The organism is Streptomyces sp. NPDC058307, assembly GCF_042880295.1.
Lineage (GTDB): Bacteria > Actinomycetota > Actinomycetes > Streptomycetales > Streptomycetaceae > Streptomyces.
Genome location: NZ_JBHVYZ010000024.1, coordinates 10,672 through 23,247, shown reverse-complemented (window position 1 = coordinate 23,247; position 12,576 = coordinate 10,672). Strand labels below are relative to the sequence as shown.

At 70.6% G+C, this 12,576-nt stretch carries 15 protein-coding genes; 4 read left to right on the top strand and 11 right to left on the bottom strand.

The genetic code is table 11. The annotated features are described in order from the left end of the window. Positions 1 to 28 precede the first annotated feature (28 nt). From ACFVYN_RS18950 to ACFVYN_RS18930, 5 genes are all read right to left on the bottom strand, one after another. On the bottom strand, positions 29 to 367 hold the full coding sequence (locus tag ACFVYN_RS18950) for a DUF4229 domain-containing protein (RefSeq protein WP_389999695.1): 339 nt from the start codon (positions 365 to 367) through the stop codon (positions 29 to 31). 108 nt (positions 368 to 475) lie between these two features. Further along, positions 476 to 1,126: a UdgX family uracil-DNA binding protein gene (locus ACFVYN_RS18945; RefSeq protein WP_389999692.1), complete on the bottom strand. Its 651-nt coding sequence runs from the start codon at positions 1,124 to 1,126 to the stop codon at positions 476 to 478. 287 nt (positions 1,127 to 1,413) lie between these two features. Further along, complete coding sequence (gene mqnE, locus ACFVYN_RS18940) at positions 1,414 to 2,577, bottom strand: aminofutalosine synthase MqnE (protein WP_389999689.1); 1,164 nt, start codon at positions 2,575 to 2,577, stop codon at positions 1,414 to 1,416. Positions 2,578 to 2,626: 49 nt separating this feature from the next. Next, complete coding sequence (locus ACFVYN_RS18935) at positions 2,627 to 3,082, bottom strand: Lrp/AsnC family transcriptional regulator (protein WP_007383915.1); 456 nt, start codon at positions 3,080 to 3,082, stop codon at positions 2,627 to 2,629. Positions 3,083 to 3,172: 90 nt separating this feature from the next. Continuing rightward, a complete protein-coding gene (locus ACFVYN_RS18930; protein WP_389999686.1) occupies positions 3,173 to 3,856 on the bottom strand; it encodes a UbiX family flavin prenyltransferase in 684 nt (227 codons plus the stop codon). A gap of 81 nt (positions 3,857 to 3,937) precedes the next feature. Between ACFVYN_RS18930 and ACFVYN_RS18925 the strand changes: the two genes are divergently transcribed. Next, positions 3,938 to 4,540 (top strand): rhomboid family intramembrane serine protease, encoded by a 603-nt coding sequence (locus tag ACFVYN_RS18925; protein ID WP_389999684.1) that lies wholly within the window; start codon positions 3,938 to 3,940, stop codon positions 4,538 to 4,540. On the opposite strand, the gene ACFVYN_RS18920 is transcribed toward ACFVYN_RS18925, so the two are convergent. From ACFVYN_RS18920 to ACFVYN_RS18905, 4 genes are all read right to left on the bottom strand, one after another. Then, positions 4,531 to 5,049 (bottom strand): Uma2 family endonuclease, encoded by a 519-nt coding sequence (locus ACFVYN_RS18920; RefSeq protein WP_069762903.1) that lies wholly within the window; start codon positions 5,047 to 5,049, stop codon positions 4,531 to 4,533. The genes ACFVYN_RS18925 and ACFVYN_RS18920 overlap by 10 nt on opposite strands. 101 nt (positions 5,050 to 5,150) lie before the next feature. Then, a complete protein-coding gene (gene mqnP / locus ACFVYN_RS18915; RefSeq protein ID WP_389999681.1) occupies positions 5,151 to 6,074 on the bottom strand; it encodes a menaquinone biosynthesis prenyltransferase MqnP in 924 nt (307 codons plus the stop codon). Beyond that, positions 6,071 to 6,541: a hypothetical protein gene (locus ACFVYN_RS18910; RefSeq protein ID WP_389999679.1), complete on the bottom strand. Its 471-nt coding sequence runs from the start codon at positions 6,539 to 6,541 to the stop codon at positions 6,071 to 6,073. The genes mqnP and ACFVYN_RS18910 overlap by 4 nt, the downstream gene beginning before the upstream one ends. Next, a complete protein-coding gene (locus ACFVYN_RS18905) occupies positions 6,538 to 7,995 on the bottom strand; it encodes a menaquinone biosynthesis decarboxylase (protein WP_389999676.1) in 1,458 nt (485 codons plus the stop codon). The genes ACFVYN_RS18910 and ACFVYN_RS18905 overlap by 4 nt, the downstream gene beginning before the upstream one ends. Before the next feature lie 87 nt (positions 7,996 to 8,082). Here ACFVYN_RS18905 and ACFVYN_RS18900 point away from each other — a divergent pair, with 87 nt between their 5' ends. Together ACFVYN_RS18900 and ACFVYN_RS18895 are read left to right on the top strand one after the other, a co-directional pair. Next, positions 8,083 to 8,475, top strand: coding sequence for a PLD nuclease N-terminal domain-containing protein (locus tag ACFVYN_RS18900; protein WP_389999673.1), 393 nt, complete (start codon positions 8,083 to 8,085; stop codon positions 8,473 to 8,475). Between the two features lie 81 nt (positions 8,476 to 8,556). Continuing rightward, positions 8,557 to 9,954, top strand: coding sequence for a purine-cytosine permease family protein (locus ACFVYN_RS18895; protein WP_389999671.1), 1,398 nt, complete (start codon positions 8,557 to 8,559; stop codon positions 9,952 to 9,954). Here ACFVYN_RS18895 and ACFVYN_RS18890 read toward each other — a convergent pair. Together ACFVYN_RS18890 and ACFVYN_RS18885 are read right to left on the bottom strand one after the other, a co-directional pair. Further along, entirely contained in the window at positions 9,941 to 10,915 is a 975-nt protein-coding gene (locus ACFVYN_RS18890; RefSeq protein WP_389999668.1) for an isopenicillin N synthase family dioxygenase, read from the bottom strand. The genes ACFVYN_RS18895 and ACFVYN_RS18890 overlap by 14 nt on opposite strands. After that, positions 10,908 to 11,357: a nucleoside deaminase gene (locus tag ACFVYN_RS18885; RefSeq protein WP_389999666.1), complete on the bottom strand. Its 450-nt coding sequence runs from the start codon at positions 11,355 to 11,357 to the stop codon at positions 10,908 to 10,910. Before ACFVYN_RS18885 ends, ACFVYN_RS18890 begins: the two co-directional genes overlap by 8 nt. A 93-nt stretch (positions 11,358 to 11,450) precedes the next feature. Here ACFVYN_RS18885 and ACFVYN_RS18880 point away from each other — a divergent pair. Then, the coding region (locus ACFVYN_RS18880) for a PucR family transcriptional regulator ligand-binding domain-containing protein (protein ID WP_389999663.1) at positions 11,451 to 12,576 on the top strand (1,126 nt) is incomplete at its 3' end.

The following is a 12,576-nucleotide window of genomic DNA, read 5'->3' as shown; positions in this document are numbered from 1 at the left end:
CGCGGGCACGGCGGCGGAGGCGTCGGGCTCAGGAGGTCTGCGGGGTCTGCTGGGCCTGCGGCGTCTGCTGGGCCTGCTCCTGGGCGCGGCTCGCCTCGTCGGCGGCCTCGTCCTCCTGGCTGCGGTTCGCCTCCAGGTTGGCCTTCATGCGGTCGACCCGCTGGACGACCTGGATGGAGGCCCGGTCGCGCTCCTTGCGCAGGACCACGAAGCTGATGGGGGCCGAGAGCAGCAGGGAGAGCAGGACGATCCACATGCCGTTGGAGTCGCCGAGGCCGCGCGGGGCGAGACCGGAGTAGACCAGGCCCCAGACGACCACGAGGCAGCCCACCAGGATCCCTAGGCGCATCAGCGTGTAGCGGAGCATGTCAATCCACTCTTCCGTATCCGTATCGAACGGCCTGAACACCCCAAAGAGGCACTCTCCAGTGAAGCACGCCGGGCACCGGATCTTGGAACGGGGGCGTCACGTAGGTCACCCGAGCGCCCGGACCGCCACCTCCAGGTCCGCCACCAGGCCCCGGTACGCGGCCTCCCTGTCGTCGGCCCGCAGTACGGCCGAGGGGTGCACGGTCGGCACGAGCCGCTCCCGCCTGCCGTGGATCTCCTCCTCCAGCACGGTCCCGCGCACCTGCGTCACCCGGAACGACGATCCGAGCAGCGCCTTGCCCGCGGTGGCGCCGAGGACGACGATCAGCTCCGGTTCGACGAGCGCCAGCTCCCTTGCGAGCCAGGGGCCGCAGGCCGTCGTCTCCCGGAGGCTGGGCGACTTGTGGATACGGCGTTTGCGTGGCTCGGCCTGCGTGAACTTGAAGTGCTTGACGGCGTTGGTGACGTAGGTGTGCTCGGGCTCGATGCCGGCCTCCGCGAGGGCACGGTCGAGCAGCTTCCCTGCCGGGCCGACGAACGGCTTCCCCTGCCGGTCCTCCTGATCGCCGGGCTGCTCCCCGACGAGCATCACGCGCGCGTGCGGGTCCCCGGTGCCGAACACCGTCTGGGTGGCGTCCCGGTGCAACGGACAGCCCCGGCAGCCGGCGGCGGCCTTGCGCAGAGCGGGGAGACCGCCCCGCTCGGGCACGAAGGGCTCAGCGGTGTAGGCGTCCTCGGGTGCCTTGGTGCTCACCATGGGGGGCGAGTACCCGAGGTGGGGGAACGAACGCGAACGACGGGGGCGACTTGTGCGGGATCGCGGCTGCGGGCGGGTGGGGGCTGGTCGCGCCCCGCGGCGGAGCCGCTGATAGATGCGGCCCCGCGCCCCTGGGGGTTGCAGGCACCGTCCGCCAGGAGTCCGCGTCGGCGGTGTCGGCATCCTCGGGCGCCTTGGAAACCATGCGCTCCGAGTACCAACCCAGGGGCGCGGGGAACTGCGCGACCAGCCCCAGCGGCGCCGCAGACGACGAACCGCCGGACCCGTCAGAAGCGCATCGACTGCGGGGCCTCTCGGCGCCCCGTGTCCGGGCCGTCGTACTCGCGGATGATCTCGTAGCGGGTGTTGCGCTCCACCGGGCGGAAGCCCGCGTCGCGGATGAGGTCCAGGAGGTCCTCGCGGGTGAGTTTGTTCGGCGTGCCGTAGTTGTCCGCGTCGTGGGTGATCTTGTACTCGACCACCGAGCCGTCCATGTCGTCCGCGCCGTGCTGGAGGGCCAGCTGGGCGGTCTGGACGCCGTGCATGACCCAGAAGACCTTGACGTGCGGGACGTTGTCGAACAGCAGCCGGGAGACCGCGAAGGTCTTCAGGGCCTCGGCGCCCGTGGCCATCTGGGTGCGGGCCTGAAGGCGGTTCCTGACCTTGCCGTCCTTCACGTCCACGAAGTCGTGCTGGTAGCGCAGCGGGATGAAGACCTGGAAGCCGCCGGTCTCGTCCTGGAGCTCGCGCAGACGCAGGACGTGGTCCACGCGGTGCCGGTGCTCCTCGATGTGGCCGTACAGCATGGTGCTCGGGGTCTTCAGACCCTTCTCGTGCGCCAGGCGGTGGATCCGGGACCAGTCCTCCCAGTGGGTCCGGTGGTCCACGATGTGCTGGCGGACCTCCCAGTCGAAGATCTCCGCGCCGCCGCCGGTCAGCGACTCCAGGCCCGCGTCGATCAGCTCGTCGAGGATCTCGGAGGCCGAGAGACCCGAGATCGTCTCGAAGTGGTGGATCTCCGTCGCGGTGAACGCCTTAAGGGAGACGTCAGGAAGCGCCGCCTTCAGCTCGCGCAGCGACCGCGGGTAGTAGCGCCACGGCAGGTTCGGGTGCAGCCCGTTGACAATGTGCAGCTCGGTGAGGTTCTCGCCCTCCATCGCCTTGGCGAGCTTCACCGCCTCCTCGATGCGCATCGTGTACGCGTCCTTCTCCCCCGGCTTGCGCTGGAAGGAGCAGTACGCGCACGACGCCGTGCACACGTTGGTCATGTTGAGGTGGCGGTTGACGTTGAAGTGGACGACGTCACCGTTCTTCCGCGTCCGCACCTCGTGCGCGAGGCCGCCCAGCCAGGCCAGGTCGTCCGACTCGTACAGCGCGATGCCGTCCTCACGGGTCAGCCGCTCACCGGCCCTGACCTTCTCCTCCAGCTCGCGCTTGAGCCCGACATCCATGGGGGTCACACCTTTCTCCGACGACTGCGACAACCGTACGTCCATGCCTCTACGCCTCTTCGGGCAGCTCTCCGACCCGGTTCTCCCACTTCGTGGAGAGCACGATCGTGGTACGGGTCCGGGAGACCCCCTCGGTCCCGGACAGCCGCCGGATGATCTTCTCCAGGCCGTCGACGTCGGGCGCCCGGACCTTCAGCATGTACGAGTCGTCGCCCGCGATGAACCAGCAGTCCTCGATCTCGCCGAGGTCCCTCAGCCGGCGCGCCACGTCCTCGTGGTCGACCGCGTCCCCGAGCGAGATACCGATCAGCGCGGTGACGCCGAGGCCGAGCGAGGCGGAGTCGACGGTGGCGCGGTACCCGGTGATGACACCGGCCGCCTCCAGCCGGTTGATGCGGTCGGTGACGCTGGGTCCCGACAGACCGACGAGGCGCCCCAGCTCCGCGTAGGAGGCCCGGCCGTTCTCCCTCAGGGCCTGGATGAGCTGCCTGTCCACCGCGTCCATGGGATCGAAGCCTTCCGCTGAAAAGTGCCTGAAGTGATGAGAGGTACTGCCACGTGCCGTACTGACCGCTTGCCTTGCCGACCGCTCGCCTTACTGACTCGACGGGCCGCCGCCCAGTTCGCCCTGCCAGCGCCGGTACAGGTCGTGCCCGACGCCCGCCGCGTCCAGCACCCGCCCGGCGACGAAGTCCACCAGGTCCTGGATGTGGGTGGCGCCCGCGTAGAACCCCGGCGAGGCAGGGACCACGCTCGCGCCGGCGTCGTCGAGCGCGACGAGATGCCGGAGCGTCTGGCCGTTCAGGGGAGTCTCCCGTACGGCCACGACCAGCGGCCGCCGCTCCTTCAGCGTCACGCTCGCGGCCCGCTGCAGCAGGTCCTTGGAGAGGCCGAGGGCGACGCCGGCGACGCAGGCGGTGGAGGCGGGGACGATCAGCATCCCCTTGCTCGGATACGACCCCGAGGACGGCCCCGCGGCCAGGTCCCCGGCGTTCCAGTACCGCACGGCGTCGAGGTCCGCCTCGAAGGTGCCGGGCTTGCCGTCGGCCCCACGGCCCAGCCATTCCCGCAGGTCCTCGCGCCAGTGTGCGTCCCGGAAGGAGATCCCCGTCTCGTCGAGGAGGGTGAGCCGGGAGGCACGCGAGACCACCAGGTCGACGCTTTCACCGGCGGCGAGCAGCGCGCGCAGTACGGACGCGGCATACGGGGTGCCGGAGGCGCCGGACACCCCTACGATCCAAGGCGTACGCCGCGTCTCTCCTGGCTTGACTGGGTTCACACCCCCGAGCCTATCCGGCGTCACAGGGTGGGAACCGGCCAAGGGGGGTCGGGCGTTCTTCTGAACGGGAGGGGAGTTGCCATGGCTGGTGGAGAACTCGAGTGGTCGCGCGGTGACCGTGCGAAGGCGGCGGCCAAGCTGATGGTGGGCTGGGTCGCGCTGCTGTGGCTGCTCGAAGTGGTGGACATGGCGAGCGGCCACGCCCTGGACGGCCTCGGCATCACGCCCCGCACGCCGTCCGAGCTGGTCGACGTCGTCCCGGCCGCGTTCATCCACTTCGGCTTCGCCCACGTGGCCGCGAACAGCGTCCCACTGCTGGTCATGGGCTTCCTCGCGGCGCTGGGCGGCCTGCGCCGGTTCGCCGCGCTGTCCCTCGTCATCATCGTGGCCGACGGACTGGGTGTGTGGCTCATAGCCCCGGCGCACACCAACACGGCGGGCGCCTCGGGCCTGATCTTCGGCCTGTTCGGCTACCTGCTGGTGAGCGGGTTCGTGGAGCGCCGCCCGCTGGGCGTGCTGGCCGGCCTCCTGGTGGCGGCGGTCTGGGGCACGTCGATCCTGGTGGGCCTGGCGCCGACGCAGACAGGCGTCAGCTGGCAGGGGCACCTGCTGGGCCTGCTGGCGGGCGTCGGCGCCGCGTTCGTCTTCCGGCGGCGGCCCGGTCGGAGTGTCGCTCAGGTCTGAGGCCGGGCCTTCGGGTCGACGGGGAGTCGGGAGGTGGGGATCGTCAGCTTGCCGAGCGGGGAGTCGACGGCCAGGTCGGGGCCGTACGGGAGGGTGTCGCGGCCTCGGTACCCGTCGGGTCCTGGGTTCCACATCGCGACGGCATGGCCCTGCAGCGGATCGAGGATCACGTAGTTGGCGATCCCTCGGGAGGCGTACCAGCGCGGCTTGATCTCGTAGTCACGACGCACGCTCTCCGGCGACACCACCTCAGCTACGAACTCGATCAGATCAGCGGGGTAAGAGCTACGGTTCTCGGCCTCCGCCTCTGCTGGGATGACGGCGATGTCCGGGCAGAACTCGTTGGCGTCGTCGAAGGGGAACGCCACATCGCTCACCAGGGCCCACTCCGGTGACAGTTGCTCCTCAAGGCCGGCTGACACCCTGAGGATCGTCTTCCCGTGGAACGGCCTGACCGGGTTCATCACGATGCTGCCCTCGACAATCTCCGTCAGATAGCCGGGGAACATGTCCTCCAGCTTGCTGAGCTGCGAGCGCAGGCGGTCAAGGTCCGAGATGACAGTCACGGTGGCCTCCTGAGGTCCTGCCCTCGATGGTAGGCGCACCGTACTTACACGGTCAGGCCACGAACCAGCAGATCCAGCAGCGCGCACACGAACAGGGCGATCCCGATGAACCCGTTGACGCTGAAGAACGCCCGGTTCAGCCGGGACAGGTCATGCGGCCGCACGATCGAGTGCTCGTACACGAACGCACCCGCCACGATCATCAGCCCCACCCAGAAGAACCCGCCCGCCTCCGTGGCGACGGCGTACCAGATGAGGAGCGATGTCGTCAGGAAGTGACAGACCCGGGCGCCCCGGATCGCCGCCGGGATGCCGAAGCGCGCCGGCACCGACATGACGCCGATCTCGCGGTCCGTCTCGACGTCCTGGCAGGCGTAGATGAGGTCGAACCCGCCGATCCAGATGCCGACGGCGAGGCCAAGGACGACCGCGTCCCAGGACCACTCCCCGGTGATGGCGAGCCATCCGCCCACCGGTCCCATCGCCTGGGCGAGACCGAGGATGGCCTGCGGGAAGTTCGTGAACCGCTTGCCGTACGGATAGACGACCATCGGGATCACCGCGACGGGGGCGAGGGCCAGGCAGAGCGGGTTCAGCAGCGCCGCCGAACCGAGGAAGACCACGACCGCGACCAGCGCACCGGTCCAGGCGTGCTTCACCGACATCGCCCCGGTGACCAGCTCGCGCTGTGCCGTCCGGGGGTTCCGCGCGTCGATCTCCCGGTCGATGATCCGGTTGACCGCCATCGCGAAGGTGCGCAGGCCGACCATGCAGATCGTCACCAGGAGCAGCCGCCCCCAGTGGATGTTCTTGTCCCACTCGAACATCGCGGTCAGCGCGGCGATGTAGGCGAAGGGCAGCGCGAAGACCGAGTGCTCGATCATCACCAGCCGCAGGAAACCCTTCACCTTCCCGGTCGGCTGCGGTGCCGGGCCCGGGCCCACGACCCCGTCGGCGGTGGTCATCATGCGAGGCTCCCGAGGAAGGCGTCGAGGTCGGTCAGGAGTGCGGCGGCGGGCAGCGGGCCCGTCTCCACGGTCAGCGGTGTCGCGACGTCGGCGGGCGGAGTGACGTGCGCCGTGAAGGCGTAGCCGTCCGCGCCGACCGGACGGGCGTCCAGCCGCAGCGCCGCTCCGCCGTCGACCGTGAACGGGCCGTCCGCCGCGGCGAGCCCCGCGCGCAGCCGCTCGGCGAAGTCGGCGGGTTCGGCGTCGCGCACACCGGGCAGCTCGAAGCCGTCGCCCTCGCCGCCGTGCTCGAAGAGGACCGCCCAGGTGTCACCGGGGCCGGCGAGTTCCTCCGGTGTGACGCCCGCCTGCTCGGCGGCCAGCCGGACGCCCGGGTCGGCCGGGTCCAGCTCGGGCCGCATGAGCGCCACGTAGTCGGTGTCGGTACCGATGAACAGGGCAGGACCGCCCACGGGGATGGGGCTCAAAGGCCGTACTCCTTCCACCGGCGGTCGACCTTCGCCGCCGTCTCGGGGTCGGACAGGACCATCTCGGGCCACCCGCCGTCCCGTGTGTAGCCCTCCTCGGGCCACTTCCTCGTCGCGTCGATGCCCGCCTTGCCGCCCCAGAACTGCTGGTAGGAGGCATGGTCGAGGTGATCGACGGGTCCCTCGACGACCGAGAGGTCACGGGCGTAGTCGGTGTTGCCCAGCGCCCGCCAGGCGACCTCGTGCAGATCGTGCACGTCGCAGTCCGCGTCGACGACCACGATCAGCTTGGTCAGGGACATCATGTGTGCCCCCCAGACCGCGTGCATCACCTTCTGCGCGTGCTTCGGGTACTTCTTGTCGATCGACACGATCGCGCAGTTGTGGAAGCCGCCCGCCTCGGGCAGGTGATAGTCCACGATGTCCGGGACGATGATCTTCAGCAGGGGGAGGAAGAAACGCTCCGTCGCCCGGCCCAGCGGTCCGTCCTCCGTCGGGGGGCGGCCCACGACGATCGACTGGAGCAGCGGCCGCTTGCGCATCGTCACGCAGTCGATCTTCAGCGCCGGGAACGGCTCCTGCGGGGTGTAGAACCCGGTGTGGTCCCCGAAGGGCCCCTCCGGCAGCATCTCGCCCGGCTCCAGCCAGCCCTCGATGACCACTTCGGCCTGCGCCGGGACCTGCAGCGGGACCGTCTTGCAGTCCACCATCTCGATCCGCTTGCCCGCGATGAACCCGGCGAAGAGGTACTCGTCGATGTCTCCGGGGAGGGGGGCCGTGGAGGCGTAGGTGACGGCGGGCGGGCAGCCGAAGGCGATGGCCACCGGGAGGCGTTCGCCCCGCCGGGCCGCGACCTGGTAGTGGTTGCGGCTGTCCTTGTGGATCTGCCAGTGCATGCCGATCGTGCGCTTGTCGTGGCGCTGCAGGCGGTACAGACCGAGGTTGCGGATCCCGGACTCCGGGTCCTTGGTGTGGGTGAGCCCGAGGTTGAAGAAGGACCCGCCGTCCTGCGGCCAGGTGAACAGGGCGGGGAGCTGGTCGAGATCGACGTCGTCGCCGGTGAGGACGACTTCCTGGACCGGGGCGTTGTCGGACTTCACCTTCTTCGGCGGGACGTGCGCCATCGCGCCGAGCTTCCCGAACGCCTCGCGCACGCCCACGAACCCGTGCGGCAGCTCGGGACGCAGCAGCCCGCCGATCTTCTCGGAGATCTCGCCGTACGACTTCAGGCCGAGTGCCTTCAACAGGCGCCGGTCGGTCCCGAAGACGTTCATGGCGAGCGGCATGGCGGATCCGCGCACGTTCTCGAAGAGCAGCGCGGGGCCGCCGGCCTTCTGCACCCGGTCGACGATCTCCCCGACCTCCAGGTAGGGGTCGACCTCGGCCTTGATCCGCTTGAGGTCTCCCTCGCGGTCCAGTGCCCTGAGCAGGGAGCGAAGATCGTCGTAAGCCATGGGGTCAAGTATCCCCGAGCCGCTACCCTGACCCCGTCAGGGGCCCGTCACAGGCTCCACACCACGTTCCCTGGGGGGCCAACGCACATGTTCCGGCTGCTGATGTACCTGATTCCGCTGGCGCTGACGATCTACGCGTTCATCGACTGCCTCAACACCCCCGAGGACGAGGCGAAGCACCTTCCCAAGATCGCCTGGGTCTTCATCATCCTGCTGTTCTGGATCGTCGGCCCGATCGCCTGGCTCGCCGCGGGCAAGCTGCGCACCCCGCCGGCGAACGGCCGCACCCCCTCCGAGTGGCACCGCAACCACCGCACGGAGTACGTCGCTCCGGACGACAACCCCGAGTTCCTGAACTCCCTCAAGGCCGACCACAAGAAGGACGAGGCCCTCCTGAAGGACTGGGAGGCGGACCTGCGCCGCCGCGAGGAGGAGCTCAAGCGCCGGGAACAGGGCGAGGGCCCCAAGGGCGCCTCCTGACAAGGTGTACGTCGGCGGGCTCCCCGAAACGGGCAATACGCCCCTGGGCGCAGGCCGGTACGGACCGGACACTTACCTCGCATGACGACAGCTCCCGCCGACTCCGCCGGCACCCTCGCTCCCGCATACGGTGACAAGGTCATCGCCGTCGAAGCGGCGGGCTCGGAACCCATCCCCGAGTCCGAACGCCACGGCAGCCCGCTCCAGCTGCTGTGGACCTGGGCCTCCCCCAACATCGAGTTCGCCACCGTCTTCATCGGGGTGATCGCGGTCCTCTTCTTCGGCCTGGGCTTCTGGCAGGCCACGGCCGCCATCGTGCTCGGCACCGCGCTCGGCGCGCTCACCCAGGGCGTGCTGTCCCTGGACGGGCCCCGGTTCGGGGTGCCGCAGATGGTGATCGGCCGCCTCTCCTTCGGCCATCGCGGCAACATCCTGCCCGCCGCTGCCAACGGCCTGGTGGCGGGCGTCGGCTGGTTCGCGGTGAACAGCGTGAGCGCGGCCTTCGCGCTCAACACCCTGACCGGGCTGCGGCCGCTGCCGTCCCTCCTGCTGGTGGTGGCCGCCGAGATCCTGATCGGCTTCATCGGCCACAACTTCGTCCACGTCTTCGAGAAGTACGCCTTCCCCGCCCTCGCGGTGATCTTCCTGCTCGCCGGGGTGTGGACCTTCAAGGACGCCGACCTCGGCGGGGGCGGCACGGGCGGCGGCATCGGCGGCTTCCTGCTCGCGTTCAGCGCGGCCTGGGGGTACGCGGCGGGCTGGAACCCGTACGCCACGGACTACTCGCGCTATCTCCCCCGCACGGCGAACAAGGCCAGGACGGTCCTGTACCCGGCGCTCGGCCTGTTCCTGTCGGTCACCGTGGTCGCGGTGATCGGCGCGGCCTCGGCGACCATCGTGGCCCCCAAGGACGCGACCCCGACGGCGGCCTTCACCGGCCATCTCCCGGGCTGGCTCGGCGACCTGGTGCTCCTCGCGATCATCCTGGGCGGGATCTCGGCGAACGCCCTGAACGTGTACTCCGGCGCGATCTCCATCGCCTCCTTCGGCCTGAACATGCCCGCCTGGCTGAGCCGGAGCGTGCTGGTCGTGGTGTCCGGGGTCGCCGGTACGGCGGCGGCGTGGGCCTCGCTCTCCGACGCGGGGGCGGCCTACGAGGCGTTCCTGCTGGTGATCGCGTACTGGGTGGCGCCCTGGCTGGGCGTGGTCCTGGTGGAGCGGTGGCTGCGGACGCGGGTGCCTCACGAGCAGCTGGCGGCCCGCCTGACGGACCGCTCCTTCACCAACTGGCCGGGGCTCGCAGCCCTCCTGATCGGCATAGCGGTGTCCGTCCCCCTCTTCTCCAACCAGGAGGACTACGTCGGGTACGTGCCGGAGCACTGGCCGTCGTTCGGGGACATCACCCCCGTGGTCGGCTTCGCGGTGAGCGCGCTGCTGTACGCGGCGCTGCGGCGCCTCCCTCTCCTCAGTCGACCGTGATCGAGTCCAGCTTGGCCCTCAGGTACACGTGGGAGTCGACGGGTTCGTGCGCCACCCGTCCCACCGGTGCCGGGACGGACTCGACGGTCGTGCCCGGGGTGCACTCGCCGAAGTAGACCAGGGACATCAGCTCCTCGGCGGGTGCGTCCGCCGGCGGCGGCAGCACCCGGTGCCGTCCGGACCGCCAGCGGTCCCCCGTCCAACGGGCCATCAGGTCCCCGATGTTGATCGTGAAGGCTTCCGGATCGAAGGGCGCGTCCTCCCAGCCGCCCTCGTCCGTGAAGACCTGCAGCCCGCCCTTGCCGGCCTGCCGGTCGAGGATCGTGACCGTGCCGAAGTCGGTGTGCGGGCCGATGCGGAACTGGCCGGGCTGCGGTTCCCCGATCACCTCCGTGCCCGGATACCAGTTGATGTTGAAGCCGTACGTCGGATGGTCCATGTGCCGGGAGAAGAAGTCGGCTCCGAGACCGAGCGCCTCCCCGAGGAGGGAGAGCAGCTGCTTCTCCAGCTCGGCCATCCTCTCCAGGTACTCCTCGCACAGGGTCCGGAGCTCCGGTACCTCGGCGGGCCAGACGTTCGGCGCGTACCACTCCGCGTTGACGACCGGGTCCTCGAAGGGCTCGTGGGTGGCGAAGGTCAGCGATTCCTTGAGGTCGGGCGGGGTCTTCGTGCCCTCCGAGTAGCCGTTGGCCTCGGCGCCGGGACCGAGCCAGCCGCGGCCGCCGACCTTCGCGGAGTACGGCTGCTTGACGTCCGCGGGCATCCGGAAGAAGGCCCGCGCGGCCTCCCGGATCCCGGAACGCAGGGCCGGATCGACACCGTGCCCGGTCACCAGGAAGAACCCGGCGGTCTGCAGGGCCTCGTCCAGGGTGCGGGCGGTGGCGGCGCGGGCGCCGGGGTCCCCGGAGAGCCAGGGCCGCAGGTCGACGGTCGGGATGCGGGGCTGGGAGGTGTCAGTCACCGATGTCCTCATTCCACAGTGCCGGGTTCTTCTCGATGAAGTCGCGCATCAGCCGGACGCACTCGGGATCGTCGATGAGCACGATCTCCACACCGTGCTCGGCGAGCCAGTCGTGGCCGCCGTGGAAGGTGGTGGCCTCCCCGACGACGACCCGCCCGATCCCGAACTGGCGGACCAGCCCGGAGCAGTACCAGCAGGGCGAGAGGGTGGTCACCATCGTCGTACCGCGGTACGACCGCTGCCGTCCCGCCGCCCGGAAGGCGGCCGTCTCCGCGTGCATGGAGGGGTCGTCGTCCTGGACGCGCCGGTTGTGGCCGCGCCCGAGGAGGGTGCCGTCGGCGTCGTAGAGCGCGGCCCCGATGGGGATGCCGCCCTCGGCGAGCCCGGCGCGGGCCTCCTCGACGGCGGTGGCGAGCCACTGCTGTGCCTGTGCCTGATCCATGTCTCTCACTCTCCTGTGGCCGAAACACGAGGGCAACGTGCGGAAAGTACTCTCCCGGCAGCCCACAGCCGGACGAACTGTCGGGAGGCGCGCATGCCCGCACTCACTCTTCGAGAGATCCTCGCCCTCGATCCGGTCCGCGCCGCCGAGCCCGAGCTGCTGGCCGGACACCTGGCGCTGGACCGCCCGGTGCGCTGGGTGCACTCCAGTGAGGTCTACGAGGGCGCGAACTTCCTGGACGGCGGCGAGCTGCTGCTCACCAACGGTTTCGGGCTGATGGACGCCGACGACGAGGTCCGCCGCCGTTACGTCCGCGAGCTGGCGTCCCGGGGCGTCGCCGGGCTGGCCGTGGAGGTCGGGCGGTCCCTGCCGGTCATGCCCGCCGAGGTGGTCGACGAGGCCCGCCGCCGTGAGCTGCCGCTGCTGGCGTTGCACCGGGTGGTGCCCTTCGTCCGGATCACGGAGGCCGCCAACCGGGCGATCGTGGCCCGCGGACTGTCGGGCCGTGCGGTCGTACGGCCCTGGGGCGACGACCATACGGCGGCCCTGCTCGCCGACCTGGCCGACCGGGCGGCGCTGAACCAGCCGGAGGTGGAGGCGCGGGCGGCGCTCGCCGGGTTCCATCCGGGCCCGGGGGCCAGGCTGGTCGGGGTGTCGCTGCACGGCACCCCGGAGGTGGGCACCGTCGACCGCGCGGTACGGCTGCTGGGCGGGGCGGGGGTGATGCGGGCCGCGTTCCCGGGGGACGTCCTGGCGCTGCTGTCCCTGCCGGAGGCGCGCACCGGTGACCCGGTGAAGGCGGTGCAGGAGGCCTTTCGCACGGCGGCCGCTCCGGGCCTCACCGTGGCAGTGGGTCACGCGGTCGCCGGGGGCGGCGGCTGGCTGCGCTGGAGCGACACGCTGCGGACGGCCCGTACGACACTGGAACTGGCGCTGACCGTCCCCGCGGCCGAACCGGGCGCCCCCGAGGGCCCGTTGGTGACCTCGTCCCGGGCGCTCGCGCTGGAGCGGGAGCTGACGCGGGGCGGGGTGGACGCCAACCGCGAGCGCCTGGCGGCCCTGGTCCAGCACGCGCTGGGCCCGTTGCTGGCCTGGGAGGCGGCCCACCCGAGCGACCTGGTCCGCACCCTGGAGGTCCACCTGCGCAACGGCTGCTCCCCGACCCGCACGGCGTCCCTGCTCCACATCGGCCGCCAGTCGCTGTACCAACGCCTGGACC

Coding starts and splice junctions, on each gene's coding strand:
- ACFVYN_RS18950 (WP_389999695.1), bottom strand. CDS start 367: ATGCTCCGCTACACGCTGATGCGCCTAGGGATCCTGGTGGGCTGCCTC.
- ACFVYN_RS18945 (WP_389999692.1), bottom strand. CDS start 1,126: ATGGTGAGCACCAAGGCACCCGAGGACGCCTACACCGCTGAGCCCTTC.
- mqnE (WP_389999689.1), bottom strand. CDS start 2,577: ATGGATGTCGGGCTCAAGCGCGAGCTGGAGGAGAAGGTCAGGGCCGGT.
- ACFVYN_RS18935 (WP_007383915.1), bottom strand. CDS start 3,082: ATGGACGCGGTGGACAGGCAGCTCATCCAGGCCCTGAGGGAGAACGGC.
- ACFVYN_RS18925 (WP_389999684.1), top strand. CDS start 3,938: ATGGCTGGTGGAGAACTCGAGTGGTCGCGCGGTGACCGTGCGAAGGCG.
- ACFVYN_RS18920 (WP_069762903.1), bottom strand. CDS start 5,049: ATGTTCCCCGGCTATCTGACGGAGATTGTCGAGGGCAGCATCGTGATG.
- mqnP (WP_389999681.1), bottom strand. CDS start 6,074: ATGATGACCACCGCCGACGGGGTCGTGGGCCCGGGCCCGGCACCGCAG.
- ACFVYN_RS18905 (WP_389999676.1), bottom strand. CDS start 7,995: ATGGCTTACGACGATCTTCGCTCCCTGCTCAGGGCACTGGACCGCGAG.
- ACFVYN_RS18900 (WP_389999673.1), top strand. CDS start 8,083: ATGTTCCGGCTGCTGATGTACCTGATTCCGCTGGCGCTGACGATCTAC.
- ACFVYN_RS18895 (WP_389999671.1), top strand. CDS start 8,557: ATGACGACAGCTCCCGCCGACTCCGCCGGCACCCTCGCTCCCGCATAC.
- ACFVYN_RS18885 (WP_389999666.1), bottom strand. CDS start 11,357: ATGGATCAGGCACAGGCACAGCAGTGGCTCGCCACCGCCGTCGAGGAG.